Annotated in this window: 31 protein-coding genes and 1 tRNA gene; 14 read left to right on the plus strand and 18 right to left on the minus strand. The window is 61.3% G+C overall.

All coding sequences use genetic code 11. From position 1 onward, the window contains the following. Positions 1 to 12: 12 nt before the first annotated feature. Positions 13 to 1,158 (plus strand): glycosyltransferase family 4 protein, encoded by a 1,146-nt coding sequence (locus tag NCN06_RS10765; RefSeq protein WP_226398924.1) that lies wholly within the window; start codon positions 13 to 15, stop codon positions 1,156 to 1,158. Here the strand turns inward: NCN06_RS10765 and mrdA are convergent. The 6 genes from mrdA to cbiD all read right to left on the minus strand — a co-directional run bounded on the left by mrdA (position 1,155) and on the right by cbiD (position 7,352). After that, positions 1,155 to 2,942 (minus strand): penicillin-binding protein 2, encoded by a 1,788-nt coding sequence (mrdA, locus tag NCN06_RS10770; RefSeq protein WP_226398925.1) that lies wholly within the window; start codon positions 2,940 to 2,942, stop codon positions 1,155 to 1,157. The two genes, NCN06_RS10765 and mrdA, sit on opposite strands and share 4 nt — an antisense overlap. Further along, on the minus strand, positions 2,939 to 3,325 hold the full coding sequence (locus NCN06_RS10775) for a hypothetical protein (protein ID WP_226398926.1): 387 nt from the start codon (positions 3,323 to 3,325) through the stop codon (positions 2,939 to 2,941). The genes mrdA and NCN06_RS10775 overlap by 4 nt, the downstream gene beginning before the upstream one ends. A 9-nt stretch (positions 3,326 to 3,334) precedes the next feature. After that, on the minus strand, positions 3,335 to 3,946 hold the full coding sequence (locus tag NCN06_RS10780; protein ID WP_115024749.1) for a DUF8672 family protein: 612 nt from the start codon (positions 3,944 to 3,946) through the stop codon (positions 3,335 to 3,337). Between the two features lie 66 nt (positions 3,947 to 4,012). Next, positions 4,013 to 4,627, minus strand: coding sequence for a sulfotransferase (locus NCN06_RS10785; protein WP_226398927.1), 615 nt, complete (start codon positions 4,625 to 4,627; stop codon positions 4,013 to 4,015). Beyond that, positions 4,627 to 6,213: a glutamine-hydrolyzing GMP synthase gene (gene guaA / locus NCN06_RS10790; RefSeq protein ID WP_115094678.1), complete on the minus strand. Its 1,587-nt coding sequence runs from the start codon at positions 6,211 to 6,213 to the stop codon at positions 4,627 to 4,629. The genes NCN06_RS10785 and guaA overlap by 1 nt, the downstream gene beginning before the upstream one ends. A gap of 32 nt (positions 6,214 to 6,245) precedes the next feature. After that, positions 6,246 to 7,352, minus strand: coding sequence for a cobalt-precorrin-5B (C(1))-methyltransferase CbiD (gene cbiD / locus NCN06_RS10795; RefSeq protein ID WP_226398928.1), 1,107 nt, complete (start codon positions 7,350 to 7,352; stop codon positions 6,246 to 6,248). 38 nt (positions 7,353 to 7,390) lie between these two features. On the opposite strand from cbiD, the gene NCN06_RS10800 reads away from it, so the two are divergent. Both NCN06_RS10800 and NCN06_RS10805 read left to right on the plus strand, forming a co-directional pair. Further along, a complete protein-coding gene (locus NCN06_RS10800; protein WP_226398929.1) occupies positions 7,391 to 8,539 on the plus strand; it encodes a pyridoxal-phosphate-dependent aminotransferase family protein in 1,149 nt (382 codons plus the stop codon). Between the two features lie 32 nt (positions 8,540 to 8,571). Then, positions 8,572 to 8,643, plus strand: a tRNA-Gly gene (locus NCN06_RS10805). A gap of 351 nt (positions 8,644 to 8,994) precedes the next feature. Here the strand turns inward: NCN06_RS10805 and NCN06_RS10815 are convergent. Together NCN06_RS10815 and NCN06_RS10820 are read right to left on the minus strand one after the other, a co-directional pair. Further along, the gene (locus NCN06_RS10815; RefSeq protein WP_226398931.1) at positions 8,995 to 9,213 is read right to left on the minus strand and encodes a DUF8683 family protein; all 219 of its coding nucleotides are present in this window, start codon (positions 9,211 to 9,213) and stop codon (positions 8,995 to 8,997) included. Between the two features lie 38 nt (positions 9,214 to 9,251). Then, a complete protein-coding gene (locus NCN06_RS10820; protein ID WP_226398932.1) occupies positions 9,252 to 9,575 on the minus strand; it encodes a chemotaxis protein in 324 nt (107 codons plus the stop codon). 65 nt (positions 9,576 to 9,640) lie between these two features. Between NCN06_RS10820 and NCN06_RS10825 the strand changes: the two genes are divergently transcribed. The 3 genes from NCN06_RS10825 (at position 9,641) to NCN06_RS10835 (ending at position 10,996) form a co-directional block, all read left to right on the plus strand. After that, a complete protein-coding gene (locus NCN06_RS10825; RefSeq protein ID WP_255614075.1) occupies positions 9,641 to 10,171 on the plus strand; it encodes an AbrB family transcriptional regulator in 531 nt (176 codons plus the stop codon). A gap of 32 nt (positions 10,172 to 10,203) precedes the next feature. After that, positions 10,204 to 10,614, plus strand: a complete 411-nt coding sequence (locus NCN06_RS10830; RefSeq protein WP_226398933.1) for a DUF6554 family protein — start codon at positions 10,204 to 10,206, stop codon at positions 10,612 to 10,614. Positions 10,615 to 10,714: 100 nt separating this feature from the next. Next, positions 10,715 to 10,996 (plus strand): hypothetical protein, encoded by a 282-nt coding sequence (locus tag NCN06_RS10835; RefSeq protein WP_226398934.1) that lies wholly within the window; start codon positions 10,715 to 10,717, stop codon positions 10,994 to 10,996. Here the strand turns inward: NCN06_RS10835 and NCN06_RS10840 are convergent. After that, the gene (locus tag NCN06_RS10840; protein WP_226422809.1) at positions 10,951 to 12,555 is read right to left on the minus strand and encodes an SNF2-related protein; all 1,605 of its coding nucleotides are present in this window, start codon (positions 12,553 to 12,555) and stop codon (positions 10,951 to 10,953) included. The two genes, NCN06_RS10835 and NCN06_RS10840, sit on opposite strands and share 46 nt — an antisense overlap. 161 nt (positions 12,556 to 12,716) lie before the next feature. Between NCN06_RS10840 and NCN06_RS10845 the strand changes: the two genes are divergently transcribed. Beyond that, positions 12,717 to 13,112 (plus strand): HNH endonuclease, encoded by a 396-nt coding sequence (locus tag NCN06_RS10845; RefSeq protein WP_115024739.1) that lies wholly within the window; start codon positions 12,717 to 12,719, stop codon positions 13,110 to 13,112. Positions 13,113 to 13,115: 3 nt separating this feature from the next. On the opposite strand, the gene NCN06_RS10850 is transcribed toward NCN06_RS10845, so the two are convergent. After that, on the minus strand, positions 13,116 to 13,283 hold the full coding sequence (locus tag NCN06_RS10850) for a hypothetical protein (protein ID WP_170951219.1): 168 nt from the start codon (positions 13,281 to 13,283) through the stop codon (positions 13,116 to 13,118). 32 nt (positions 13,284 to 13,315) lie between these two features. On the opposite strand from NCN06_RS10850, the gene NCN06_RS10855 reads away from it, so the two are divergent. Then, entirely contained in the window at positions 13,316 to 14,269 is a 954-nt protein-coding gene (locus NCN06_RS10855) for an SDR family oxidoreductase (RefSeq protein ID WP_226398937.1), read from the plus strand. Here NCN06_RS10855 and NCN06_RS10860 read toward each other — a convergent pair. Further along, the gene (locus NCN06_RS10860; RefSeq protein WP_115024736.1) at positions 14,223 to 14,408 is read right to left on the minus strand and encodes a hypothetical protein; all 186 of its coding nucleotides are present in this window, start codon (positions 14,406 to 14,408) and stop codon (positions 14,223 to 14,225) included. The two genes, NCN06_RS10855 and NCN06_RS10860, sit on opposite strands and share 47 nt — an antisense overlap. A 4-nt stretch (positions 14,409 to 14,412) precedes the next feature. Here NCN06_RS10860 and pdxA point away from each other — a divergent pair, with 4 nt between their 5' ends. Next, entirely contained in the window at positions 14,413 to 15,429 is a 1,017-nt protein-coding gene (gene pdxA / locus NCN06_RS10865) for a 4-hydroxythreonine-4-phosphate dehydrogenase PdxA (protein WP_226398938.1), read from the plus strand. Positions 15,430 to 15,431: 2 nt separating this feature from the next. On the opposite strand, the gene accB is transcribed toward pdxA, so the two are convergent. Together accB and efp are read right to left on the minus strand one after the other, a co-directional pair. After that, entirely contained in the window at positions 15,432 to 15,908 is a 477-nt protein-coding gene (gene accB / locus NCN06_RS10870; RefSeq protein WP_115024734.1) for an acetyl-CoA carboxylase biotin carboxyl carrier protein, read from the minus strand. Then, positions 15,905 to 16,468, minus strand: coding sequence for an elongation factor P (efp, locus tag NCN06_RS10875; protein WP_115024733.1), 564 nt, complete (start codon positions 16,466 to 16,468; stop codon positions 15,905 to 15,907). The genes accB and efp overlap by 4 nt, the downstream gene beginning before the upstream one ends. Positions 16,469 to 16,500: 32 nt before the next feature. On the opposite strand from efp, the gene NCN06_RS10880 reads away from it, so the two are divergent. Both NCN06_RS10880 and thiL read left to right on the plus strand, forming a co-directional pair. Further along, positions 16,501 to 17,613: a peptidylprolyl isomerase gene (locus NCN06_RS10880; RefSeq protein WP_226398939.1), complete on the plus strand. Its 1,113-nt coding sequence runs from the start codon at positions 16,501 to 16,503 to the stop codon at positions 17,611 to 17,613. Next, the gene (gene thiL, locus NCN06_RS10885) at positions 17,610 to 18,596 is read left to right on the plus strand and encodes a thiamine-phosphate kinase (protein WP_226398940.1); all 987 of its coding nucleotides are present in this window, start codon (positions 17,610 to 17,612) and stop codon (positions 18,594 to 18,596) included. Before NCN06_RS10880 ends, thiL begins: the two co-directional genes overlap by 4 nt. A gap of 80 nt (positions 18,597 to 18,676) precedes the next feature. Here the strand turns inward: thiL and gap are convergent, their stop codons facing one another. Then, complete coding sequence (gene gap, locus NCN06_RS10890) at positions 18,677 to 19,702, minus strand: type I glyceraldehyde-3-phosphate dehydrogenase (protein ID WP_115024731.1); 1,026 nt, start codon at positions 19,700 to 19,702, stop codon at positions 18,677 to 18,679. Between the two features lie 160 nt (positions 19,703 to 19,862). Between gap and murC the strand changes: the two genes are divergently transcribed. The 3 genes from murC to NCN06_RS10905 are packed head-to-tail and all read left to right on the plus strand — an operon-like array spanning position 19,863 to position 22,537. After that, a complete protein-coding gene (murC, locus tag NCN06_RS10895) occupies positions 19,863 to 21,272 on the plus strand; it encodes a UDP-N-acetylmuramate--L-alanine ligase (RefSeq protein ID WP_226398941.1) in 1,410 nt (469 codons plus the stop codon). Then, a complete protein-coding gene (gene murB / locus NCN06_RS10900) occupies positions 21,269 to 22,171 on the plus strand; it encodes a UDP-N-acetylmuramate dehydrogenase (RefSeq protein WP_115024730.1) in 903 nt (300 codons plus the stop codon). Before murC ends, murB begins: the two co-directional genes overlap by 4 nt. Before the next feature lie 24 nt (positions 22,172 to 22,195). Next, entirely contained in the window at positions 22,196 to 22,537 is a 342-nt protein-coding gene (locus NCN06_RS10905) for a YbaB/EbfC family nucleoid-associated protein (protein ID WP_115024729.1), read from the plus strand. On the opposite strand, the gene rsgA is transcribed toward NCN06_RS10905, so the two are convergent. Genes rsgA through grpE form a run of 4 tightly spaced genes read right to left on the minus strand, consistent with a single transcriptional unit; the run spans position 22,512 to position 25,444 of the window. Beyond that, on the minus strand, positions 22,512 to 23,426 hold the full coding sequence (gene rsgA / locus NCN06_RS10910; protein ID WP_370629843.1) for a ribosome small subunit-dependent GTPase A: 915 nt from the start codon (positions 23,424 to 23,426) through the stop codon (positions 22,512 to 22,514). The two genes, NCN06_RS10905 and rsgA, sit on opposite strands and share 26 nt — an antisense overlap. Then, a complete protein-coding gene (locus tag NCN06_RS10915) occupies positions 23,419 to 23,646 on the minus strand; it encodes a sulfurtransferase TusA family protein (RefSeq protein ID WP_115094689.1) in 228 nt (75 codons plus the stop codon). Before NCN06_RS10915 ends, rsgA begins: the two co-directional genes overlap by 8 nt. Next, positions 23,643 to 24,779 (minus strand): molecular chaperone DnaJ, encoded by a 1,137-nt coding sequence (gene dnaJ / locus NCN06_RS10920; protein ID WP_226398942.1) that lies wholly within the window; start codon positions 24,777 to 24,779, stop codon positions 23,643 to 23,645. The genes NCN06_RS10915 and dnaJ overlap by 4 nt, the downstream gene beginning before the upstream one ends. Then, positions 24,779 to 25,444 (minus strand): nucleotide exchange factor GrpE, encoded by a 666-nt coding sequence (grpE, locus tag NCN06_RS10925; RefSeq protein WP_226398943.1) that lies wholly within the window; start codon positions 25,442 to 25,444, stop codon positions 24,779 to 24,781. Before grpE ends, dnaJ begins: the two co-directional genes overlap by 1 nt. Positions 25,445 to 25,458 lie beyond the last annotated feature (14 nt).

The raw sequence follows: 25,458 nt of genomic DNA on the forward strand, positions 1-25,458 counted from the left end.
CAAGCTTCATCCTTGAAAGTCGCCTTCTTCACCGAAACCTTCCTGCCGAAGGTCGATGGCATCGTCACCCGTCTCACCAAAACGGTGAAGCATCTGGTGGAAGCCGGCGATGAAGTGGTGGTCTTCTGCCCGGAAGGTTGTCCGGATGAGTACATGGGAGCGCGGCTGATCGGCGTTCCGGCAATGCCGCTTCCTCTCTATCCCGAGCTCAAACTGGCGTTACCTCGCCCAGCGGTGTCGGAAGCGATCGATGAATTTCAACCCGATCTGATCCATGTGGTGAACCCAGCAGTGCTGGGCCTCGGTGGCATCTGGCTCGCCAAGAACAAAAACATTCCCCTCGTCGCCAGTTATCACACCCACCTGCCCAAATATCTGGAGTATTACGGCTTGGGGATGCTGGAGCCGCTCCTGTGGGAAATGCTCAAGGCCGCCCACAACCAAGCCCTGCTGAACCTATGCACCTCCACCGCCATGGTGAAGGAACTGAGTGACAAGGGCATTCAGCACACCGATCTCTGGCAACGGGGCGTGGACACGGAGCTGTTCCGTCCCGAACTGCGCAGTTCGGAACTGCGCCAACGGCTTCTGGGTGGCCATGACGATCGCGGTGCTCTGCTGCTCTATGTGGGCCGCTTGTCAGCGGAAAAGCAGATCGAACGGATCCGACCGGTGCTGGAAGCCCTTCCCGAGGCACGCCTCGCCCTGGTTGGGGATGGTCCGCACCGCCAGCAACTCGAAAAACACTTCGAAGGAACCGCCACCACCTTCGTCGGTTACCTCGCCGGAGAAGAACTGGCCGGGGCCTACGCCAGCGGCGATGCGTTTCTGTTCCCCTCCAGCACGGAGACATTGGGCCTGGTGCTGCTGGAAGCCATGGCCGCCGGTTGTCCCGTGGTCGGCGCCAACCGTGGCGGAATCCCCGACATCATTACCGACGGCGTCAACGGCTGCCTGTATGAGCCCGACGGTGCGGATGGCGGCGCGGCCAGTCTGATCGAAGCCACCCGCCGCCTTCTGGGCAACGATCTGGAACGCCAGGCCCTGCGCAATGCAGCCCGTGAAGAAGCGGAGCGCTGGGGCTGGGCTGGTGCCACCGAGCAACTGCGGACTTACTACCGCAGTGTGCTGTCAACAGCCCAACTCACCGCTGCCTAACGCTGACGGGTCCTCTCCCACTCAGCCAGCACCTTCTTGGCCATCGGCAGGGCGTGAACGGATCCACCGCCAGGGGTGTTCTGGGCAAAGGCCACCACCACAATCTTGCCGTCCGGATAGGGGGCAAAGCAGCCGAACCAGGCGTGATCAGGACCTCCAGTGCTGTCCTCGGCCGTTCCAGTTTTGCCGGCCGCCGGAGGAATGCCAGGGCCATTGAGGCCGGCACCGGTTCCGGCCTCCACCACTTTGCGCAACCCCTCACGGATCGTCTGCAACGTGGACGGATCAATCGCCACCTTGGAGCGATGCTCGGGGCTCATCCAGTTGATGTCACCGGCCGCAAGGTGCGGTGTCACGAGCCAGCCGCCGTTAGCGAACACGGCGTAAGCACGGGCCAGTTGCAGGGGTGTGATCTGCACCACTGACTGACCGATGGAGGCGCTGGCCATGTCCTCAGGGATCCAGGGGCTGGTGCCGGGATCAGTCCAGCCGCGGCCTCGAGCCGCCCAGTCTTCATCCCCAACCAGTCCGACGCTCTCTTCCCAACCGATCTCAATGCCGGTCTTCTGCTGAAAGCCGAGCTGATCAGCCGCTTGTTTCAGGGCCTTGGAGCCAACCCCAACCCCCACTTGATAGAAGAAGGTGTTGCTGGAAAAGCGCAGGGCATCGGCATACCCGATGTGGCCGAACCCAGCCCCGTTGTGATCCGGGAAGCAGTGGCCGCCGTAGGTGATGCAGGCCGTGGTGTGCAACTTGGTGTCGGGCGGGAATTTGCCGGACTCCATACCGGCCATCGCCGTCACCGGCTTCCAGGTGCTGCCGGGGTCATAGGGATTCATGGCCCTGGAGAGCAACGGTTTCTTCGGATTGGAGAAGAGGGCGTCGTACTCCTTCTGGGTGGTGATCAGCTTGGAGAAAAAGTTCGGATCAAAACTGGGACGACTAGCCAGGGCCAGCACCGCACCCGTCGCGGCCTCAAGCGCCACCACAGCGCCACCGGGCTTATCCGCCAAAGCCTGCTCCGCCACGCGCTGCAGATCCAGGTCGAGGGTGAGCACCAGATCCTCTCCCGCTTCGGAGGGTCGATCGCCCAGGTTGCGCTGCACCTCTCCCATGGCATTCACCTCCAACATCTGACCGCCCCACTTGCCACGCAGATGGCTCTCGTAGGCCGCTTCAACTCCGGTGCGACCAATGCGGTCGCGGATCTTGTAGTCCTTTTCCGCCAAGATCTCGAATTCGTTTTCCGTGATCGGCTGGGTGTAACCGAGGGCGTGGGCCGCCAGGGTTCCATGGGGATAGGCCCGCAGGATGTCGACATCCACCTGGGCGCCCCGCAGTCCCAAGGCCTGTTCCCGGAACCGCAGCACCTGTTCCGGCTTGAGATCCAGGGCCAGAGTGGTGCGGTAACCATCCCGATCCAGACCCTTCTCACGGCGCTGATCCAGCAGATCAGGCTTCAAATTGAGCAAACGTGCCAGGCGATCACGCAGATCAGGCCAGTCGGCATCACTGACTAGACGCGGCTCGAGGTACAGGGAATAGGTGAGCTTGCTTGTGGCCAGCACCCGCCCTTTGCGATCGAGCAAGCGACCGCGGATGGGCGAGCGGGGCACGAGACGGATCCGGTTTTCATCCGCCAATTCGCGGAAGCGCGACCCCTCCAGCAGCTGCATCCACACCAAGCGACCGACCATGGCGCTGCAGAACAGCAGCACCAGCGTCAGCAGCACGAGGGGTTGCTGACGCAGACCGGTCTGCCGCTGCTGAGCGGAACGGGTCATCCCTGCTGCGCTGGCAAGCGACGGCGCAACTCCTCAAGACGCTCTTCAATCCGCCGCAGGGTCGGCATCAAGTCATCGGGGTCATCCTGGCGTTCATCGACCGTTTCCGGTTCATCGACGGAAACCGAGACAGGCATCACCGGGTTGCCCAGCCCGGGGCTCACAGCATCCAGCTGCTCTCGAACATCACGCGCCACGGGCTCACCCTCCTGGCGCAGCTCGGCTATGGGGTCCTCCGACCCCGCAGTGAACACCTCCACCACCTTGCCCGGGCCGCCCTGCCGGGCCCGTTCCAGCACGGCCAGCCCCACGGGAAGCACGTCCTGCATCAGCGACAGACGCAACTGGTCGAGCGGGTTTTCGGAGCTGGAATCAGCGGCCATGGGGCCAGATCAACGGACCCCAGTCTGTCCCGAAGGAAGGGCCAATGTCGGACAAGCGGAACGGTTCGCCGCCAGAGACCAGCCCAACACCCCACTCAGCACCATCAGCATCACGAGAGGCACCAGTGCTTTCTGGGTGGTGTCCAGCAGGATCCACTCGCGCCAGGCGCGCCAGAAGCGGCTGCGCTCAAAGCGCCGATGCTCTCGGGTCTGATCCCGCTGACGCCGCCGGATCGCCTTATCCACCCAGCGCTCGAAGGCCCGCTTCTTGGTGATCGTCATCTTGCGTTCCACCTCGAGCATCTGCCCGGAACCCAGCTCGGGATGGAAGGTGCTGATCAACTCCAGACTCTTGAGGAACATCTCAACGGCGCCATCGTGGACATCGGTGCCGTGATCATCCAGCTGACCCCAGTCGAGTTCGGGGTAAAAACGGCTGCGGTTGGTCGTGATTTGATCCTCGGTCAGCTGACCGGGTTCCCGCAGCCAGCGATCGGTGTTGCTGTCGAACCGCCGCCAATAGAGAAAGGGATTCAGATAAATCGTGCGGCCACCCAGCTGAATGCTGTCCTGCTGCAAGCGGCGCTGCAACTGAACATCCTGCTGTTGTGTCGCCGTCATGTCCCAAAGGCCGGTGGCCCAAGGTATCGGCGATGCAGGGCCGTCGCCAGCCGTGAATCAACCTGCTTATGCAGAGGATCGCGCCCCGGCATGGGGCAATACCTTGCCGCGGATCCGGTAACCACGACGCCGCAGAAAACGGCAAAGGTCAGCCTGCTCCGAGGGCACGCTGATGTTGAAGGCGAAAAAGTTGCTGCGTCCAGCGAAATAACGCTTCAGGTCGAGATCATGGCGCTGCCAAGCCTCTTCCCAGTGCTGGCGCAAGTCCTCCAGCGTCAAGGAGGGATCGTCGAAGGCCCGACGCATCCGATCCAGGTAGGCAATGGCGTACTTGCCCTTGCGGTGGTTCATGCGTGAGTCGACCCAGCGGCTCACATCACGCGTGTTGTAAATGAAGCAGGAGCCTGGGTACTGCAGGTCCAACAGGGGGAACAGGCGGTAGGCGTAGAACTCACCACAGAGCTCCATATCGGTGTACCCGCAGTAGCCATCCACGCCATCCAGCAGCGGCTTGGAAAAGGTGAAGTTGGCCTGGATCCGACGCGCCAGGCGCCCCTTGTCGTAGTGGATCGAGCTGTAGCCGTTCTTGCGCAACAGCTTGTGGAACGACCGCGTGCCGCACTTGTTGTGACCAATTAAAAAGATGCGGCCCGGCTTGGGCCGCAACCAATCCCACGCCATCACTCCCACTCAATCGTGCCGGGGGGCTTGCTGGTGATGTCGAGCACCACCCGGTTCACCCCCTTCACCTCATTCACGATCCGATTGGAAATGGTCTCCATCAAGTCGTAAGGCAGGCGCGACCAATCGGCGGTCATGCCGTCTTCGCTCGACACACAGCGCAGAACGATGGGCCAGGCATAGGTGCGTTTGTCGCCCATGACCCCGACGGAACGCACCGGCAGCAGCACCGCAAAGGCCTGCCAGATGTCGTGATAGAGACCAGCTTCCTTAATTTCCTCGCGGACGATCAGATCGGCATCACGCAGACAGTTGAGCTTCTCATCGGTAACTTCACCGAGGATGCGAATCGCCAGGCCAGGGCCAGGGAAAGGATGGCGGCGCACGATCTCTTCGGGCAGGCCGAGGCTGCGCCCCACCTTGCGCACTTCATCTTTGAAAAGTTTGCGCAAAGGCTCCACCAGCTTGAACCGAAGATCCTTGGGAAGACCGCCCACGTTGTGATGGCTCTTGATCTTCACGGCCACCCGCTCGCCGGTCTTGGGGTCGACGTTGGTGCCTGCGCTTTCGATCACGTCGGGATACAGCGTTCCCTGGGCCAGGTAATCAAAGGGTCCGAGCCGTTTGCTCTCCTCTTCGAACACCCGGATGAACTCGGTGCCGATGATTTTGCGTTTCTCCTCCGGATCGGTAATGCCGTTGAGCTTGCTGATGAACCGCTGTCGGGCATTGATGTACTCCACATGGATATTGAACTTGCGGTCGAAAAAGTCCATCAGAAATTCCGGCTCGCCTTTGCGCATGAATCCCTGATCGATGAACATGCAGGTGAGCTGATCACCGATCGCCTTCTTGAGCAGAAAGGCGAGGGTTGATGAATCGACCCCACCGGAGAGCGCCAGCAGCACGCGCTTATCGCCCACCTGCTCCCGCACCAGGCCAACGGCCTCATCGATGAAGGCCGCCGTGGTCCAATCCGGATCACAGCCGCAAACGTGATAAACAAAATTGCGGATCAGGGCCATGCCGCAGGTGGAGTGCACCACCTCAGGGTGGAATTGCACGCCGTAGAGCTTGCGTTGCAAATGCGCCACCGCCGCTTCAGGGGTGTTGGCCGTGTGCGCCAAACGCACAAACCCCTCTGGAAGGGCTTTCACCGAGTCGCCATGACTCATCCACATCGTCGATCCGTTGTCGACATTGGTGAGCAGATCCGTCGGGTCATCCACCTCAAGGGGCGCCTTCCCGTATTCAGCCTTGCCCGTGGCGGCTTCCACAACGCCACCGAGCTGCTGCACCATCAGCTGCATCCCATAGCAAACCCCCATCACAGGAATGCCCAGATCCCAGATGCCGGGATCACAGAGCGGCGCGTGTTCGGCATACACGGAACTGGGGCCACCGCTGAGAATGATCCCCTTCGGTTGCATCCGGCGCAGTTCCTCCGCCGAGGTGCTGTAGCCCAACACCACCGAGAACACCTCGGTCTCGCGCACGCGCCGGGCAATCAACTCCGAATACTGGGAGCCGAAATCAAGGATGACGATGGCCGGCTGACGCTGACCGTCGGACGAGGGCTGGGACATCGATCCTGATAAGTACCGCTCTTAGACGAGCGTCAATCCCTCAGCGTAAAGAAGCGCTTCTCCCCCTCCGGTCCCCACCAGCGGAGGGTCCGGCTCCGGTCGAACAGAGCAGCACCGATCCGCATTGACCAGTCGCCGTAGCGAGCGACATAGGACTGACTGCGCCGCTCCACCATCGCGGCCAGATGCTGCCCGAGCGCCATGGATTGATCAGCACCCAGGGCCTGGAAGGCCTCCTCAACGGACGCAGCACCACGCAGTTGCAACAACTGGTCTGCAGACAGGCCGATATCCAGCCCCAGCGACACCAACACTTCCAGACGGCCATCCGCCAGATGGTGATGGGTGTGAAAGATGCCGCCAGCCAATTTGATCAACTTGCCGTGGTACCCGAGCAGCAGCAGATCGCGAACACCGGCTTCCGCCGCGGCCACCAGCACCGGTCCCAGCCAGTTCCCCACCTTGAGCAAAGGCCCTAGTCCCCGCTGGCGGGCGAGGTCCAAGCCGTTCTCACCAATCACCAACACGATGCGTCCCTGAAAGGACGGATCCGAAGCGAGCGTCCCCAGATCAGCAAGCACCTGCTGCAGCTGATCCGGAGCCGCGCTGCGCTGCACCTCCGCTTGTGTGCCGATCAACGCCAAGCCATCCACCACCCCAAATGCGGCATTGCTGGTGCGTTGGGCCAGGGCACGACCCAGTGGAAGAATCGGCTGCACCATCAGGCCCCGACCGGGCGGCAACAGGGGCAGCAGATTCCGCTCCAACAGCTCACGGGCGAAGCCTGACAAACAAGCCTCTCCCGCAGGACCGACGCGGCCAACACCTTCTCCTGCCTGCAAATCAAGCATCGGCTGAGATGCGCTGATCCAGGCCACCCGCACCCAGATCTCCAGATCCCGCGTCAGATCCAGACCAGGCCCAGGATCACAGCGGCTGATCCCCAGGGCTTGATCAGTCGCCAAGGGAGCCGCAGAGCAGACAGGCACCTGCAGAGACGGTTGATCTGGCCCCTGGCACAACTGCTGTTCAGGATCAAACGCCTCGCCAAGCAACACCTTCAGGGCTGCCTTGGCCGCCCCAGCCACCCACACCGGCAAGGTCAATCCTGGGCTGGAGGGGGCGATGGGACTGGACAAGCTGTTTTCTAGAGTCGCCGATTGGCATCCCCCGCGCCATGCAGGACAAGCTCACCCTGATGATTCCGGGCCCCACGCCGGTGCCGGAAACGGTGCTGAAGGCCATGGGTCGACACCCCATTGGCCACCGCAGCGGGGAATTCCAGGCCATCGTCCGGCGCACGACTGAACAGCTGAAGTGGCTGCATCAGACCACCAGCGATGTGCTGGTAATCACCGGCAGTGGAACAGCTGCCATGGAAGCGGGAATCATCAACACCCTCAGCCGCGGAGACAAGGTGCTCTGCGGCGACAACGGAAAATTCGGGGAACGCTGGGTCAAGGTGGCCCGCGCCTACGGACTGGACGTGGAGGTGATCAAAGCGGAATGGGGCCAGCCCCTCGACCCGGAGGCCTTCCGCTCGGCTTTGGAAGCCGACAGCGCCAAAGCGATCAAGGCCGTGATCCTCACCCACTCGGAAACCTCAACGGGGGTGATCAACGATCTGGAAAGCATTGCCCGTCACGTGAAGGCCCACGGCACGGCCCTGACCCTGGCGGACTGCGTCACCAGCCTAGGTGCCACCAACGTCCCCATGGACGACTGGGGGCTGGATGTGGTGGCCTCAGGCGCGCAGAAGGGTTACATGCTCCCGCCTGGCCTTAGTTTTGTGGCCATGAGCGCAAGGGCCTGGGAGGCCTACGAGCGCTCCGATCTGCCCAAGTTCTATCTGGACCTGGGCCCTTACCGGAAAACAGCGGCGAAAGACAGCAACCCCTTCACCCCCGCGGTGAATCTCTATTTCGGCCTGGAAGCAGCCCTGGAGATGATGCAGAAGGAGGGGCTGGAGGCGATCTTTGCCCGACACGCCCGCCATCGCGCCGCCGCCCAAGCCGGCATGAAGGCAATGGGGCTGCCCCTCTTTGCTGCTGAGGGTTGCGGCAGCCCGGCCATCACCGCGGTGGCCCCCGAAGGCATCGACGCCGAACAGTTGCGCAAAGCCGTGAAGGAAAAATTCGACATTCTTTTGGCTGGTGGTCAAGACCACCTAAAAGGGAAGGTGTTCCGAATCGGGCATCTCGGCTATGTCTGCGACCGGGATGTACTGACCGCCGTCTCAGCGATTGAAGCCACCCTTCAATCTTTAGGGCTGCACAAAGGCAGCATGGGTGCAGGCGTCGCTGCAGCTTCCACTGCGCTTGGCTAGAACATAGGTGGCGAGAGCGATCTCGCCCCATTGCGGATGTAATTCAGTGGTAGAATGTCAGCTTCCCAAGCTGAACGTCGCCGGTTCGAATCCGGTCATCCGCTTCAACGAATTCCAAGTGAATCTCAAGAACGAGGCTTGATTAATTGAAGGACTTGGGGTCCAGCGCATCCAGCACGACGTTCGTGGCCCAAGGCTTGCAGGATAAAAGAACCCGCTTCATTCATTCGGCCATCTTCAGCGCACTCGCGTGCTTTGACGAACAAAGCTTGAGCCGCTGATTCGTGATTTTGACGTTGTTGAGTCGTCTCGGAATGTTTTGTTTTTGTGAGTGTCAGGGTCAACGTTCGAGTTCCCTTATCAACAAAATATTAGCTCTGATTGATATTCAGACCATTCCATCGTCGATCAGCATCATTGCCGACTAACAGCCACTGGTGCCGTTGGACTCAGAGTCAAGTACCAGGTTCTTCAGCGTTGCCCCCAAGATCGGCAATCCGATCCCGAAGTTGACGACAGCGGACTTGATCGCCGCGCGCTTCAGCAAGAGCCAGAGCAAATTCCAGCTTCTCGAGCTGATGGCCACCTTCAACGAAGCCTGACCGGGTCCAAATGGTCATGCCCTGCAAGGTGCGAGAAGAGCAAGCATTGGAGGCAGGGATGGTGATCGCCATAGTTGCCTTTCTTTTTATTTTGGCACCGGGTGCCACCCCTATGCGACATCGCGGGTCACATCTGAGCCGTCCTCATGACCCCAGGAGTCGTTCTGGAATGACTCCTCCGGCATGGAGGCTTCCGCCACGGGAGAGGTGCTGTCCAACAGCTCACGCGTTTCACGCAACAGGGCTTCCACACCCTCCAGGGTGGAAATCTCTTCGTCAGGGACAGCATTCAGCTCCTTCTGCTGCTGGCGCAGCTGAAGCTCAAGCGCTTCCTGACGCTGTTCCAATTTCACCAAACGCTGCGACAAGGCAGTGATGGTTTGAGCGAGATCTTCCGCTGTGCGGGTGATCCGAAAGGACACGGAGGACGTCATCTTCGAAACCTGGCGGTTGCGCTGATAACAACACAGGAGCGCCGCTGTCTCAAGATCAAGCAGACATGACGCGATCGAGACCGATGCCACCATTGGCAACGCTGGCGCTGTATTTACTGGCTGGAACCGCCATCGGACTGCTGGCTCTACTCAGCGGCATTCCCGCTGCACCCCTGGCGGGAGCACTGCTGGGTGCTGGCATCGTCAGCATGAGCGGTCAACTGGAGACAGCGACCTGGCCAACGGGAACGCGCACGGTTCTTGAGATCGGCATCGGCACCGTGATCGGTACTGGCCTGACGCGGGCATCCCTGAGTCAACTGCAACTCCTGTGGAAACCAGCGGTTCTGATCACCCTGGCGCTGGTGATGACGGGAATCGTGGTGGGACTCTGGACCAGCCGCTTGCTTGGCATTGATCCAATCGTGGCCTTGCTCGGAGCAGCGCCGGGGGGCATCAGTGGCATGAGCCTTGTCGGTGCGGAATTCGGCGTCGGTGCCGCGGTGGCCGCCCTCCACGCTGTTCGGCTAATCACGGTGCTGCTGGTGCTGCCCTTAGTGGTGCGAATGATCGTGCCCTCGACAACAGGAGGCTGATCGATACCTTGAGGCAACTCACAACCGTTGTCATGGCTCCCATCAGGTCATCGCTGGTTCTGTGCACCGCGGCCCTGATCGGTGCGTTTGGCAGCGTCAGCCCCGCCTTGCAAGCAGCAGAAGCCACAGACGAGAAGGGCGCCAAGATTTATTGCTATATGCGTTCCAGCGGCAACGGCCACAAGGTCAGCTGGAATGCCGCTTATGGCTTGATCAAGCGCCAGGGCAGCAGCGTGTTCAAGACATCTCCAGAGCACGCCTCGGTGATGATTACGGAAGCCGTCGTCAAGGACCCCGGCAATTTCCCCGACTGTGGCCAGTTCCTTGGTGATCTGTTCGGCGGGAACACACAACCAGCCACCGCCGCCACCCTTGGAAACTCCTCATCCGTCACCGAAAGCACCATCGAGAGCACCCACGACACCACGCGCTACAGCTACTGATCCCTCAGTGGTTCTGGTTCTGACTCTGCTATCTGGAGTACTGCTTGGTGGATGCCAAGCAAAACAACCATCGAAGCCTGTTAATGCCCCCACACCACTGGTGACCAGTTGCCTGGGGGACTTCCAGATGGATGACCTGAAACTGATGGTCGAACGCTGCGATGAGGCCATAGTCCAGACGCCAGATCAAGCCGATTTGCATCGGGACCGCGCCCTTGTCTTGACCCTGCTTGGCGATCAAGCCAAAGCTTGCAATGACGTCGACGTGGCGCTGTCGCTGCTAAACCGCTCCAGTCAGCCAGTCGATCCGATGTTGCTGCACGAACTCCAGGTGCGTCAGACCACCTGCAAACAGTCACGCACCATGGCTGGGAGTGATTGACGTTGCAGCGTCAACCGGCGAGGCCCCAACAACACCTCAATCCGTTCCGCCTTGCTGGCCAGCAACCCATCCACCAGCTGATCCGCTGCGCCGAGCTGTAGCCAATGGCAGGTGAGGCCATCCCCCATGCCGAGACGATGACAGCGGTCTTCCGCTTGTTCGAGGTCCCCTGGCGTCCAGGGGCGTTCCAACAACACCACATGTCGGGCCCGGTGCAGAGTGAAGCCAAGGGCACCGGTGCCGTAGGTGGCCAGCAAACAATCGTTTTGACCCTGCTGAAACCGATCCACACTCACCTGGCGTTCGGCAGGCCGTTGGCGACCGGTCAACAACTCCCCCCCGATGGTTTGCTGCAACAGCTGCAACGGGGCCACAAAGCCACTAAACAGCACTACCGCCTCCCCTTGCCGTCGCAATGACTCCACCAGGTGCTGGGCCGCCGGCAATTTGAATTCCGCTGCGATCTGGCGCATGGAGGTCAGCAAAGCCAGGGGCTCGGCATCCCGTCGAACCTCCCCGAGACGGGCCCGACGCCGATAGTCATCCAGCACCAGACCGACACGATGATCAAAGCCCGTGCGCTCACCCTCCGACAAATCCACAGGGTGAAGACGTCGCTGCTTGGGAGGAAGGTCCACGACCTGCTGCTTACGGCGATGCAAGATCAGCGGGCGACTCAGACGCCGCAGCTCCTCCAATTGACTGGCACCGGACGCCTGCCAGCGTTTCCCGGATCGACTCTCCCTCCAGTGACCCTGGCAATAACGCTCCTCGAACCGTCGCTGATCCCGCGCAATCGGATGGTCCATGGCAGCGAGCAGGGGATACAACTGGGAAGGGCGACCGTTCTTCATCGGGGTTCCCGTGAGCATCCAGATCGCCCGCAGACGGGGATGACGCGCTAGACGCAGCAAAGCAGCCGTGCGCTGCGCCTGAAGAGACTGGGCGTAATGCGCTTCATCCACCACCAAGAGCGTTCCCGCCGGCGGCAGGTTGTCGGGAAGCCGAGCCCAACTCACCAACTCAAGACCAACCCCAAGGGCCTCTGATTCCCGGCGCCAGTGGGGATGCAGCCCGACGGGAGCCACCACAAGCAAGCGCACCCCAGCACAGCGCATCAAGGCACGGGCCGCCAGAAGGGCTGTGAGAGTTTTTCCCAGACCCATTTCATCCGCCAAAACGGCACCGCGACGGGCCAGGAGCCAACGGGCTCCGGAGCGTTGATGGCGCAGGGGGCGACGACCATCCTGAAGGGCTTCGTCGAGATCCGCTGAAGCCACCAACGTCCGGTGCGGTGGCACGGGTGGCAGGGGGTGCTGACACCAGTCGAGCCACTCCTGCAGTGCGGAGGTAATGGGAAAACGCCGTCCCAAGGCCTGTTGAAGCGCATCGGCAGACGCCAAGGGGAAATCCCAGCCATGGCCTGGACCGTTCCATCGCCCCCGGGGCTTGATCCGGCGCAACTGAGACTGGGTCACCGCATCGAACGGACTGATCACGCGGATCAGACCTGCTGGAGAGAGATCCAGATAACACGTCGATGTGGGTTTTGGCGGCACCAACAGGCCCCCACAAACAATCACTTTAGTGAACTCAGATCGGCGTGCAAGCCTTGAAATCAAGATTCACATCACAGGCGAAGAAACCTTCGAAAGTGCAGCGCTCGACACATTGACTGGCTTTTCGTTCACGGCAGAATCACGACAACCGATGCATTCGGATGCATAACAGGGACGCGGTTTTTCTCGACGAACTCTGTCCCAAATTGCGCGTCCGAAGATGGCGACAGTCGCTTCACACTTTTACCGGTAAAAGTTGCATTTATTGCGGCAAACCTTCTGAATCAATTGATCACATTCATCCACGAGCCAAGGGTGGATTGAGTGTCACCGAAAACTGTGTACCTGCCTGCTTGTCCTGCAATGGACGCAAGTCTGACGCAGATGTTTTCGACTGGTACCGGCGACAACGCTTCTATGACCCACGCCGCGCCATGGCGATTCGCGCCTGGATGGATGGCGACCTCAGGCTGGCCCTGCGCCTGCTCCAATGGGCCCAACCGGATCAGCCTGTCAGCGAGCCTGACGACCTCCCCATCGCCGCCCAAGCCGCCTGAGGCTCACCAGACACGGCAGACATCAGAGGAGTGATGCCGCTCGCAGATGGAGGCCTGAACACTCGGGTCTTCAGGGGCCAGAGCCACCGCACTGGCAAGAAGGGCTGCCGTCAGGATGGCCCGGAGGACAATGCCCCTGGAGCGCGAGCGATGCAAGGACGACGACGTCACAACAGTACATTTGATCTAATACAGGTGTACTGATGCTGGCCGATCTTGTCAAGCAATCGCAACCACTGGCAGCTAACGCCAAGCTGCTGGTGCTTGGCGGTGGGTACAGCGGACGTTGTCTGGCCCGGCTCGCCCGCTCCATGGGGACGCAGGTGCTCTGCACCCGCCGCTCGCTCGACTCCGAAGAGGCTGATTTGCTCTTCGACAGCAACGGTCAGGACCATCTCGACCCCGCTGCCTTGGAGGGCGTCACCCATCTGCTGTGCACCATCCCACCGGATCGCGAAGGAAACGATCCGGCGTTGTCCAAACTGCTTGCAACGCTGAGGAGCCTGCCACTGCGATGGGCGGGGTATCTCTCCACCACAGGGGTCTACGGCGATCGCCAGGGCGGCTGGGTGTCGGAGGAGGACGCCCCAGCTCCAGCGCTCGACCGCAGCATCCGACGCCTGAATTGCGAAGCCGCCTGGCAGCGCTCCGGTCTACCGATCCAGATTCTGCGGCTGCCGGGCATCTACGGCCCGGGCCGGTCGGTTCTCAACGGATTGCAGCAAGCACGCGCGCGCCTGATCGAAAAGCCCGGACAAGTGTTCTGCCGCATCCATGTGGAAGACATCGCGGGGGCTTGCTGGCATCTGATGCATCGCGCCGAGCAGGTACCTCTACCAACCCTGGGCCCTGGGACCGTGGTGAATGTGGTGGATGACCTCCCCGCCGCCACATCCGATCTCCTACGGCATGCCGCCTCACTGTTGGGCTGTGAGTTGCCACCGCTGGAGCAGTTCGATCAGATCGTGGACAGCATGAGCCCGATGGCGCAGTCATTCTGGAGCGAGAACCGCCGCGTCAGCAATCACAGGCTCTGCCAAGAACTCGGTTATCCGTTGTTGCATCCGAACTACCGCGTTGGGCTGCAGGATTGCCTGAACCAGGACAAACTCAATCCGTCTGACCTGCGTTCTCCCCCTCAATCAACCAACGGTTGAAATCGAAGCCCTTGCCCTGCTCGGGCATGGGAAACCCGACATCCTCAAGGAAACGGGACAGGTGAAGTTCGACCCAGCCATTGCGCAGGCCGGAGGCCAATCCCACCAACAGACACCCAAGCAGCAGCAAACGCAGCACAGCGATGGGCCCGCACGATTCGACAAACCCTAGGCATGAGCTGGTGATCGCTCTCGGCGATCCCGCTGGGATCGGCATGGAAGTGGTGCTCAAGGCCCTGGCGTCACCTGAGGTCCCCCAAGAGCTCAAACCACTATTGGTCGGTTGCAGACGCAGTCTGATCCGAACCCATGCGCGGTTGATACAGCAATCGAGCCGACCCCTCGCCGACCCCGCAACGCTCAGGATCGACGACCAACCTTTGGTGGACATCGTCCATCCCGGACAACCCACCACCAGCGGAGCCGATGCTGGATTTCATTGGCTCACCCGTGCCGTTGAACTGCTTCAGGCTCGGGGGTCGCGCGCCCTGGTCACCGCCCCCATCGCCAAGCACCTCTGGCACGCGGCCGGCCATCGCTATCCCGGGCAGACCGAACGGCTGGCTGAGTTGGCGGGATGCCAACGCTCCTCAATGCTGTTCACCGCCGTCTCTCCGAACAGCGGCTGGCGCCTGAACACCCTGCTGGCCACCACCCACATCCCCCTCAGCCAAATTCCTCAGGCGCTGACACCAGACCTTGTTCACCACAAACTGAATGTGCTGCATGGCTTCTGTCGACGCTTCACGACCACACCACATCTGCGCATTGCCGGGCTGAATCCCCATGCCGGCGAAGCAGGTCAGCTGGGCCAGGAAGAAGCCGACTGGCTAACGCCACTGCTGGATCAATGGCGAGCCGAGCATCCTCAGGTGCACCTAGAGGGTCCCGTGCCTCCCGACACCTGCTGGATCAGTGCAGCTCACGCCTGGCAAACCCCGAACCAACCTGGACCTGACGGGATCCTGGCTCTGTATCACGACCAGGGACTCATTCCAGTGAAGCTGCTGGCTTTCGATGCAGCGGTGAACACCACCTTGGAACTGCCCTTCCTGCGCACCTCTCCCGACCATGGCACTGCCTTCGACATCGCAGCCGAAGGAGTCGCAAGCCCTGACAGCACCATCGCAGCGATCAGGGCCGCCTGGGATCTGAGCTGAACTCAGACCGGCTTGACCCGCATCAGAACCTGCCCGAATTCAACAGGGGTGCCGTTGTCGACCAGGATCTCGACAACTTCACCGCCGACCTCCGACTCCAGCTCGTTCATCAGCTTCATCGCTTCAAGGATGCAAACGGCCTGACCGACGTTGATGCGAGTTCCCACTTCGACGAAGGGAGGCTCTCCTGGTGCGGGCGCTCGGTAGAAGGTGCCCACCATGGGGGCCGTGACCTCGAGCAGGTCACTCCGAGTTGCGGTGGACGCAGGCGGCGCGGACGCAGGCTCTGCTGAGGCAGCAACGGGCGCCGCTGCCGCGACGGGAGCGGGCATCACCGGTGCCATCACGGTTTGGGCTGGCAGGTTGCGACGAATTTCCAGACGGAAATCATCGCCCTCCAACCGGAATTCCTGGATGTCGCTCTCGCCGAGCGCCTCCAGCAGGCGGTGCAGTTGTTCGTGATCCAGCTGCATGGTCATCCGTTTTCGCGGCCGAGGTAACTGTCGTTGCGGGTGTCCACTTTGATCTTTTCTCCCACAGAAAGAAAGAGCGGAACCATCACTTGAGCACCCGTCTCAAGGATGGCGGGCTTGGTGCCACCTGTGGCGGTATCGCCTTTGACCCCAGGATCAGTTTCTTTGATCTCAAGGACAACGGAGTTGGGGAGTTCAACCTCGAGGGGGGTGTCGTTCCAGGACACCACGTTCACCTCCATGCCCTCCTTGAGATATTTGCGGCTTTCCCCGATCTGATTGGCACTGAGGCGGGTCTCCTCATAGGTGGCCATGTCCATGAAGACGTAGTCCTCACCTTCCATATAGGTGTGCTGAAGAGACGATTTCTCCAACATCGCCTGGGGAAGCATTTCCCCAGCGCGGAAGGTTTTCTCCACCACGTTGCCGGACTTCACCGCCTTGAGCTTGGTGCGCACAAAGGCAGATCCCTTGCCGGGCTTGACGTGCAAGAACTCGACCACGCGCCAGACGGCCCCATCGATCTCAATCGTGGTGCCGGTGCGGAAGTCGTTACTGGAGATCATTCCCACCGAACGGTTCATCGGACTATACGGCTGTGCCAAAGTCGCGTCAGCACTGGGGTTCCCCCTTGGCCCATCAGCGTTTGAACGCCGTCCTGGCTGCCCTGATCAGCTTCGCTCTGATCAGCATTGCTGCCCCTGCCTGCTGGGCCTCATTGCCCCAGGGCAATGCCGTAAAAGACCCTGCCGCAATTCTCCGGGACGCGCTTCCGTTCGATCAGGACGACATTCGCGAACTACAGCATCGACTGGAACTCACCAGTGACGATCTGCGGGCCAAACGCTGGTCGGCCCTCGGCAAAACGGTGTCCCGCAGTGAAGCGCTGCTCAACACCCGTCGCGACACCATCCTGAGCGCGATCCCGGACGCCAAGCGCGGCAAAGCCGAAACACTTTTTCAGAGTGTGGATCAAGGTCTTATTGACCTCAAAGAGAAGGTCAAAGCCACCGATAAACCGGGCTTCATCGCCGATCGACGCCAAACGCTGCGCTTCATCGGTGATGTAGAGGCATTGCTCGTGCCCGACGGGTTTGAACGGGACATCCCCGCAGAATTCGATGCCCTGCCGCGGCTGCAAGGGAGGGCCACCCTCAGCGTGAGCACCACCCAAGGCGAGCTGACCACCGTGGTAGATGGCTTCAACGCCCCTCTCACAGCAGGTGCTTTCGTCGATCTCGCCCTCAAGGGCTTCTACGACGGACTGCCCTTCATCCGAGCCGAAGATTTCTACGTGCTCCAGAGTGGTGATCCGAAAGGGCCGGAGATCGGCTACGTCGATCCGAAGACAAAGCAGGAACGGCATGTGCCCCTGGAGATCCGGGTGCCCGGCGAAGACGACACGATCTACAACGAAACCTTTGAGGACGTGGGCCTGTTCAAGGCGACGCCGACCCTCCCGTTCGCAACCCTGGGCACCCTTGGCTGGGCCCATTCAGACCAGGCCCTCGACGACGGATCCTCGCAGTTCTTCATGTTTCTCTACGAGGCGGAGCTCACCCCTGCTGGTCTGAACCTCGTGGATGGCCGCAATGCAGCCTTCGGCTATGTGGTGGATGGATTCGATGTTCTCGAGGAATTGGGCACCGATGACACGATCACTTCCGTGAAGGTGATCGAGGGAGCGGAGCAGCTCAAAGCCCACGCATGAGCCCAACCCTGGCGGAGCTGAGTGAGGCGGAGCTGCTCAGGCGGCTGGCACGCTTCGCTCCGCCCGATCAGCTCAGTGACGACACGGCGGCCCTGGCCAGCGACGCCAGGCCCCTGTTGATCAACACGGACGTTCTTGTGGACGGCATCCATTTCAGCGATGCGACCACGAGCGCAATGGACGTTGGTTGGCGCGCCGTTGCCGCCAATCTGTCCGACCTGGCAGCAAGTGGTGCCGTCGAAGTCGAGGGAATCACGGTGGCTCTTGTTGCCCCAGGTCGCACCCGCTGGGACTGGGTGGACGGGGTGTACGAGGGCATCAGTGCCGCATTGGGGCAGTACGGCGGCATCCTGCTGGGCGGTGACTGCTCTAGGGGGGAGCAAAGGCTGCTCTCCATCACAGCCCTCGGCCGTCTCGGACCACTGCGCCTCCATCGCAACGCCGCCCGCCCCGGTGATGTGCTCGTCAGCAGTGGTCCCCATGGGCTGAGCCGGCTGGGCCTCGCCCTGCTGCAAAACGACCCCAGCGTCCATGACATCGCTCTGACAGCGACCTTGCAGGACACAGCGATCGCAAGACACCGGCGACCGGCACCTCGGCTGGACGACGTCCACCAGCTGCTGGCCTGCAAACCGGAGCATCTGCCCTGGCGGGCCGGGGGCACCGACAGCAGCGATGGACTTCTGTCAGCCGTCGCAGGACTCTGCAGCAGCAGCGGCTGTGGGGCAGTTCTGTGGAACGACCGGCTGCCGATGGCCGAAGGCTGGCCTGAGGGGCCTCAATGGACGGATTGGTGCCTCTCCGGAGGGGAGGATTTTGAGCTGGTGCTGAGCCTTCCCGAGGCCTGGGCCGACGTCTGGGAGCAATGCATCCCCAACAGCCGACGCTTCGGCCAGATCAATAAAGAAGCGGGCATCATCCGCTGGGCCCACAACCATGAGCGCGTGGACGCAGGCGGATTTGATCACTTCAGCCAGCCCTGAACCACCTGCCCTAAGCGGAGGCACCTGAACAAAAAAATCCCCCCCTGGCGGGAGGGATGAAAAAAGCGATCAGCTAACGATCACTTCCAGTTCTTGGCGACCACCTCGGCGAGGTCAACAACACGCTGGCTGTAGCCCCACTCGTTGTCGTACCAGGCCAGGATCTTCACCGCCTTGTCACCCATGGCATAGGTGAGGTCGGCATCGAAGATGGTGGACTCGTTGGTGCCGGCGTAGTCGGTGGACACCAGAGGCAAGTCGCTGTACTTGATGATCCCCTTCATGCCGTTCTCAGAAGCCTCCTTCATCACGGCTTTCACTTGCTCAACGGAAGCTCCCTTCGATGTTCCAAAGGTGAGGTCAACAGCCGAGACGTTCGGGGTGGGAACGCGCATGGCAAAACCAGTGAGCCTGCCCTTCACTTCGGGATAAACCAGGGCCACAGCCTTGGCAGCACCCGTTGTGGTGGGAACCATATTCAGGGCAGCAGCACGAGCACGGCGTAAGTCGCGGTGACTGTTGTCGAGAATTCGCTGGTCACCGGTGTAGCTGTGAATGGTGGTCATCAGACCCCACTCCATGCCGAAGTTCTGATCCAGAACTTTCACGATCGGAGCCAGGCAGTTGGTGGTGCAGCTGGCGTTGCTGAGGATGTCCCAGTCTTCGTGGCGGTACTGGTCGTCGTTGACGCCCACCACGAAGGTGCCGACGCCGTCACCCTTGCCAGGAGCGGTGAGGATCACCTTTTTGGCACCAGCCTGGATGTGCATGCTGGCCTTCTCATCGGTGTTGAACACACCGGTGGACTCAATCACCAGGTCAACTCCCCACTCTTTCCAGGGGCAGTTGAGGGGATTGCGGTCAGCAAAGAACTTGATCTCCTTGCCGTTGACGAACATCGATGTGTCCGTGGTCTTGATGTCGACGGAAGGGTCGAGACGCCCAAGGATGGAGTCGTAGGTCAGCAGGTGAGCGCTGGTGGCAGGGTCGGAGGTGGAGTTCATTCCCACGATTTCCAGGCCGGTGTCAGCGCCACGGCTGATCCAACCCCGCAGAACATTGCGACCGATCCGGCCGAATCCATTGATCGCAACGCGCAGGGTCATGGAAGAAGCGGCAAAGCCGCGCAGGGGTTTTGGCCGCAGATCATACAGAAATCGGCAGAAATACCTTGTTTTGCCTCGATTGAATCGGCTCGATCCGTCCCTCAGATCGGCAGACAAGCCGCGACAACTGGCCTATCTTTCCCCAGATTGAAGCCCTCAGTTGCCGCGACTGCTCGACCGTCAGACACCAGTCCACTTCATCGGTGTCGGCGGAATTGGCATGTCGGCCTTGGCTCGAATCCTGGTTGACCGTGGTCACCCAGTCAGCGGCTCAGACCCGCGAGATAACGCAACAACACAACAACTGAAAACCCTCGGGGTGAAGGTTTTCAGCCAGCAGAACGAGGCCTGCATTGACGCCGTCACGGGTTCGACGATCGCTTGTTCCCCTGTGGTGGTGATCAGTACAGCCATCCCCGACAGCAATCCTGAGCTCCAACGTGCCCGTCAGATCGGCCTAGAGATCTGGCATCGCTCCGATCTTCTGGCGGCTCTGATCGAGCAGCAACCCTCGATCGCTGTGGCCGGCAGCCACGGCAAGACCACCACCAGCACGTTGATCACCACCTTGCTGCTGGAAGCCGATCAAGACCCGACCGCTGTCATTGGTGGCATCGTTCCCCGTCTGGGCAGCAATGGCCACGCCGGCCAGGGGAAACTGCTTGTGGCTGAGGCGGATGAATCCGACGGATCCTTGGTGAAGTTCAGCCCAAGCCTGGGCGTGATCACCAACTTGGAGCTGGATCACACCGATCACTACACCAGTCTCGACGACCTGATTTCAACCCTGCAACGCTTCGCGAAAGGTTGCGATCGCGTGCTGGCCAATCACGACTGTCCGATCCTGCAAGAACACTTCCAGCCGACCGCCTGGTGGTCCAATCAAAGCGCTGAATCCGTTGACTTCGCCGCCCTGCCTCTGAGCCTTGAGGGAGATCGCTGCGTGGCGCGTTTCTACGAATCGGGCCGCCCCATCGGCGACTTCACCCTGCCGATGGCCGGACTGCACAACCTGAGCAATGCAACAGGCGCCCTGGCTACCTGCCGCATGGAGGGACTCCCCTTCGATCAGTTGGTTAAGGGACTCGCTGGCCTGAAAGCACCGGGCCGCCGATTTGATCTTCGGGGCACCTGGAAGGGGCGTCACATCGTTGACGACTACGCCCACCACCCCAGTGAAGTGAAGGCAACCCTGGAGATGGCTCGCCTGATGGTGAGCAGTGGTCGCAGTCCGCTTCCCACAGCACCTCAGCGCGTGCTGGCGGTGTTCCAGCCCCATCGCTACAGCCGCACCCAGCAGTTCCTCGATGGGTTTGCCCAGGCACTGCAGAACTGTGATCTGCTCCTGCTGGCCCCCGTCTACTCGGCAGGGGAGCAACCCCTGCAAGGCATTTGCAGCAACGCCCTGGCGGAACGGATCCGCAACATGAAGCCTGAACTACAAATCGCCGTCGCGGACAACCTCGATGAACTCACCGACCTGGTCATGCATCACAGCCGCGAACAGGATCTCGTCCTGGCGATGGGTGCTGGCGATGTGAATGGACTGTGGTCAAGGCTGACGTCATGAGCCAGTGCGATGCCCGCCTTCCCCAGGCCGGAGTCAGCCTTGCGGAGTTCACCACCTGGCGGGTGGGAGGAGCCGCCGAATGGCTTGCGGAACCCGTCAGCCTTGACGAAACCCAGGCCTGGATCCAATGGGCCACGCAACAGGGCATTCCCTGCCGCATCATCGGTGCTGGGTCGAATCTGCTGATTCACGATGACGGCCTGCCAGGGCTCTCGCTCTGTCTTCGCAAACTTCAGGGGCTGCAACTCGATGAAACCGATGGGACCGTTGAGGTGCTCGCCGGTGAACCGATCCCATCGCTGGCGCGACGGGCTGCTCGCGCTGGACTGCACGGCCTCGAATGGTCGGTTGGCATCCCAGGCACCGCAGGCGGTGCTGCTGTCATGAATGCAGGAGCCCAGGGGGGCTGTACCGCGGAGTGGTTGGAATCGGTGCGGGTCATGCCCCTGGATGGGGGCGACTGCTTTGAGCTTCGGAGCGATCAATTGGACTTCGCCTACCGCCACAGCCGTCTCCAGGACAACGACCTTGTTGTGTTGTCAGCACGGTTCCGCCTTGAACCAGGTCACGATCCGAACGAACTGAAACGCGTTACCAGCGCGAACCTCAGCCATCGCACCACCACGCAGCCCTATCAACAGCCCAGCTGCGGCAGCGTTTTCCGCAATCCCGAACCTCTCAAGGCCGGACGGCTGATCGAAGAGCAGGGGCTGAAGGGAACACGCATCGGCGGCGCAGAAATCTCAACCATGCACGCCAATTTCATCGTCAATACCGGCCACGCCCAGGCGGATGACATCGCCCGGCTCATCCAGCTGGTGCAGGATCGTGTCGAAGCCGAGCATGGAATCCGTCTTCACCCCGAAGTGAAACGCCTGGGATTCGCTTCCGCGACTTAGCCTTCCGACTCCAACAGGATCGCCATGGCAGGGTTCGGACTCCCAAATTTCGGTCAACTCACCGAAGCCTTCAAAAAGGCCCAGGAGATTCAGCAGAACGCTCAGGCTCTGCAGGACGAACTGGACGGGATGGAGATCGAAGGCCAGAGCAACGATGGGCGCGCCAGTGTCTGGCTATCGGGCAACCAACAACCACTGCGGGTTCGGCTGGACCCGGCCCTGCTGCAGGAGGGTCAACAAGCGAGCGAAGCGGCGACCCTGGAAGCCCTGCAAGCGGCCTATGAGCAATCCACCGCCACGATGAAGGGCCGGATGGAGGAACTCACCGGTGGCCTAAACCTCAACCTCCCCGGGATGGGCGGCTGAGGCTGCTCTGCTCAATCAACGCAGCCTTGTAGAGGGGATAGCGCTCCCAATCGCTGGAGACGCCGCAGCCGGGCTCGCCGCGATGCAAGCAATCGCGAAACCTGCAGGGCCAGGGATCCAGTTGCTGCCGGAGCTCCGGAAAAAGGATCGCCAATTCCTGCGGATCATCCGGCAGATCAGGACGGTTGAAGCCGGGGGTATCGGCCACCCTCGCGCTGGGCCCCAGAGGAAACAGCTCCACGTGGCGGGTGGTGTGGCGACCGCGCTGCAAGCGTCCAGACACCGCAGCCGTACGAAGTTGAAGATCAGGACGCAGATGGTTGAGCAGACTGCTTTTGCCCACCCCAGAGGGCCCACAGAGCACCGAGAGCTCTGCGCCAGCCAAGCGTTGCCGTAGGGCATCCATGCCCATTCCGGAGGTACTGCAGAGCGCCAGAGGGTCATACCCCCACCCCTTCAAACGGGTCACGAGCCGCTCAAGAGCTGCGGCTGAAATGAGGTCTGTCTTGGTGAGCAGAAGGATCACGTCCAGCCCCGTGCGTTCCGCCGTCAACAGGAAGCGACTGGCCTGATCAGGGTCAAAACTGGGCTGCTCCACAGCCAACACCACAGCCACCAACGAGACATTGGCCACCGGTGGCCGTGACAGAAAGCTATGGCGTGGCTCCACGTCGGCCACAACAGCGCGGGCCTGGCCCGGGTCAATCGCCTCGACGCAAACCCGATCACCCACATAGACCGCTTCCCCCCGATGGGTCAATCGGGTACGGCGCGTGCAGAGCAGTCGCCCCGGGCATCCGGCAGGGGCGACGTCCAGCTCGACTTCCAGGTAATTGGCCTGAAGCGCCACCACCATCCCCGAAGCCACGGAGCTGCTGGTGTCAGCCACCACAGATCACCTCGATGGTGACTGCATCTGGCGTTTGATCAACGCACTGGACACGATGACCGGCATCCCTTAATCCCGGCAGGACCATGGCCTCCGGCTCGCCTCTGTCGAGACAGACCTCAAGACAGTCACCGGAGCTCATCTGCTCGAGGGTGAGCTTGCAGCGAATGAAATTCACCGGACAGGGCGTTCCCCGCAAATCCAGGGAACGCCTGCTCATCCCTTCTGACCAAACAAGCGAGCGAACAATCCACTGTTGTGGTGGTGGTGCTGCTTGCCACGAGCGGAATGGTGACCCGCCAGCTGTTCCAGAAGATCCCGCTCCGTATCGCTGAGCCGCTTCGGCAGATCGACGGTGACCGTCACGCGCTGGTCACCCCGCGCCACCGGATTGCCAAGTTTGGGAATGCCGTGATTCGGCAGGGTGAGCACGGTGCCGGGCTGCGTGCCGGCAGGGATGTTCAGCTCCTTGGTTCCATCCACGGTTTCCACCTCGATCGTGTCGCCGAGAATTGCCTGGAGGTAGCTGACCTTCACCTCCGAAAAGATGTTCAAGCCATCCCGCTGGAGGCGTGGGTGATTGCGGACGGTGAGAAAGACGTAAAGGTCACCGGACGGGCCTCCCCGGGGTCCCGCATTGCCTTCGCCCGAGACCCGAAGTCGTGTTCCGGTGTCCACCCCGGCAGGAATATTGATCCGCAGCTTCTTGCGAACCTGTTTGACACCCTGGCCACCACAGGATCCGCAAGGATCCGCAATCACCTGGCCCGTCCCACCACAGGTGGGACATTCGGCGACCTGGGTAAAGCTGCCGAAGGGGGTCCGAGTGGCACGGCGCACCTGCCCGACACCACCGCAGGTTCCGCAGGTGGTGGGTCCACTACCCGCCTTGGCACCGCTGCCGCCGCAGGTGTCGCAGGTCTCCAGATGCGGGATCTTGATCTCCTGCTCTTGGCCGAAAACCGCCTGCTCGAAATCGATCGTTAGGTCGTAACGAAGATCATCGCCCTGCTGGGGACCCTGACGCCGCGGCCGACCACCACCGGCTCCGCCGGGTCCACCAAATCCCTGGAAAAACGTCTCGAACAGATCAGCGAACCCGCCCATGTCCCCCATGTCCGGGGCGCCAGCCGCACCACCAAGACCGGCTTCACCGAACTGGTCGTAACGGGCACGGCTCTGCGGATCACTCAGCACTTCGTAGGCACGACCAATTTCCTTGAAACGGTCCTCAGCACCGGGATCTTTATTGATGTCGGGGTGGTACTGACGCGCCATGCGGCGATAAGCCTGCTTGAGGCTGTCAGGATCCACATCCCGACTGACGCCGAGCAGGTCATAAAAGTCGGCCATCAGGCCTCCTCCGCCGTCTGATCCGGTGCGGCCTCAACCGGCGCTGCATCGGACGGTCCGGGACCCATCGACACCTTCACCATCGCGTGGCGCAGCACACGTCCATCGCGGTGGTAACCGCGCTGGAGCTCTTCACACACCACATCCTCAGCGAACTCGCTGCTTTCTTCTCGCAACACGGCCTCATGCAAGTTCGGGTCGAACTCCTGGCCGACCACCTCCATCCGTGCCACGCCCTGCTGCTTCAGCACATCCACCAATTGCTTGTACAGACCCTGGTAACTGCGGTGCAGAGCCTGAGCTTCCTCACCTTCAGGATTGAGCTGCTGACGGGCCCGCTCAAAGTTGTCGACGACCGGAAGAATTTCCGTGAGGGTCGAACAGACCAGCTGCTGACGCATGTCGTCCTGATCGCGGCTCTGTCGTTTGCGGAAGTTGTCGAAGTCCGCCGCAATGCGCACATATTGGCCATTGAGCGTCTCGTGCTCCTGCTTCAGCGTGGTCAACTCCTGCTCGAGTTGCTGCATCCGATCCGCCGGATCAACAGCTGCGGGTGCCTGATCGGAGGTTGCCTCTGACGCATCCGGAGTTGACTCCGGGGTGGCTGGAACAGCACCGGACTCAACGGTCTGATCCTGCTCTGGGGTGGAGGCGTCGCCGCTCATGCTGACCGCTCAGG

Source organism: Synechococcus sp. MU1648 (genome assembly GCF_023630615.1).
Taxonomy (GTDB): Bacteria; Cyanobacteriota; Cyanobacteriia; order PCC-6307; family Cyanobiaceae; genus Parasynechococcus.

Excerpts from the sequence above, each read along its gene's own strand:
- NCN06_RS10815 (WP_226398931.1), bottom strand. The coding sequence starts at position 9,213 with ATGGCGATCACCATCCCTGCCTCCAATGCTTGCTCTTCTCGCACCTTG.
- pdxA (WP_226398938.1), top strand. The coding sequence starts at position 14,413 with ATGGGCCCGCACGATTCGACAAACCCTAGGCATGAGCTGGTGATCGCT.
- NCN06_RS10855 (WP_226398937.1), top strand. The coding sequence starts at position 13,316 with ATGCTGGCCGATCTTGTCAAGCAATCGCAACCACTGGCAGCTAACGCC.
- NCN06_RS10845 (WP_115024739.1), top strand. The coding sequence starts at position 12,717 with ATGCATAACAGGGACGCGGTTTTTCTCGACGAACTCTGTCCCAAATTG.
- NCN06_RS10825 (WP_255614075.1), top strand. The coding sequence starts at position 9,641 with ATGACGCGATCGAGACCGATGCCACCATTGGCAACGCTGGCGCTGTAT.
- NCN06_RS10785 (WP_226398927.1), bottom strand. The coding sequence starts at position 4,627 with ATGGCGTGGGATTGGTTGCGGCCCAAGCCGGGCCGCATCTTTTTAATT.
- NCN06_RS10820 (WP_226398932.1), bottom strand. The coding sequence starts at position 9,575 with ATGACGTCCTCCGTGTCCTTTCGGATCACCCGCACAGCGGAAGATCTC.
- NCN06_RS10780 (WP_115024749.1), bottom strand. The coding sequence starts at position 3,946 with ATGACGGCGACACAACAGCAGGATGTTCAGTTGCAGCGCCGCTTGCAG.
- thiL (WP_226398940.1), top strand. The coding sequence starts at position 17,610 with ATGAGCCCAACCCTGGCGGAGCTGAGTGAGGCGGAGCTGCTCAGGCGG.
- efp (WP_115024733.1), bottom strand. The coding sequence starts at position 16,468 with ATGATCTCCAGTAACGACTTCCGCACCGGCACCACGATTGAGATCGAT.
- guaA (WP_115094678.1), bottom strand. The coding sequence starts at position 6,213 with ATGTCCCAGCCCTCGTCCGACGGTCAGCGTCAGCCGGCCATCGTCATC.
- grpE (WP_226398943.1), bottom strand. The coding sequence starts at position 25,444 with ATGAGCGGCGACGCCTCCACCCCAGAGCAGGATCAGACCGTTGAGTCC.
- gap (WP_115024731.1), bottom strand. The coding sequence starts at position 19,702 with ATGACCCTGCGCGTTGCGATCAATGGATTCGGCCGGATCGGTCGCAAT.
- NCN06_RS10905 (WP_115024729.1), top strand. The coding sequence starts at position 22,196 with ATGGCAGGGTTCGGACTCCCAAATTTCGGTCAACTCACCGAAGCCTTC.
- NCN06_RS10915 (WP_115094689.1), bottom strand. The coding sequence starts at position 23,646 with ATGAGCAGGCGTTCCCTGGATTTGCGGGGAACGCCCTGTCCGGTGAAT.
- mrdA (WP_226398925.1), bottom strand. The coding sequence starts at position 2,942 with ATGACCCGTTCCGCTCAGCAGCGGCAGACCGGTCTGCGTCAGCAACCC.
- NCN06_RS10775 (WP_226398926.1), bottom strand. The coding sequence starts at position 3,325 with ATGGCCGCTGATTCCAGCTCCGAAAACCCGCTCGACCAGTTGCGTCTG.
- NCN06_RS10800 (WP_226398929.1), top strand. The coding sequence starts at position 7,391 with ATGCAGGACAAGCTCACCCTGATGATTCCGGGCCCCACGCCGGTGCCG.
- murB (WP_115024730.1), top strand. The coding sequence starts at position 21,269 with ATGAGCCAGTGCGATGCCCGCCTTCCCCAGGCCGGAGTCAGCCTTGCG.
- dnaJ (WP_226398942.1), bottom strand. The coding sequence starts at position 24,779 with ATGGCCGACTTTTATGACCTGCTCGGCGTCAGTCGGGATGTGGATCCT.
- NCN06_RS10830 (WP_226398933.1), top strand. The coding sequence starts at position 10,204 with ATGGCTCCCATCAGGTCATCGCTGGTTCTGTGCACCGCGGCCCTGATC.
- accB (WP_115024734.1), bottom strand. The coding sequence starts at position 15,908 with ATGACCATGCAGCTGGATCACGAACAACTGCACCGCCTGCTGGAGGCG.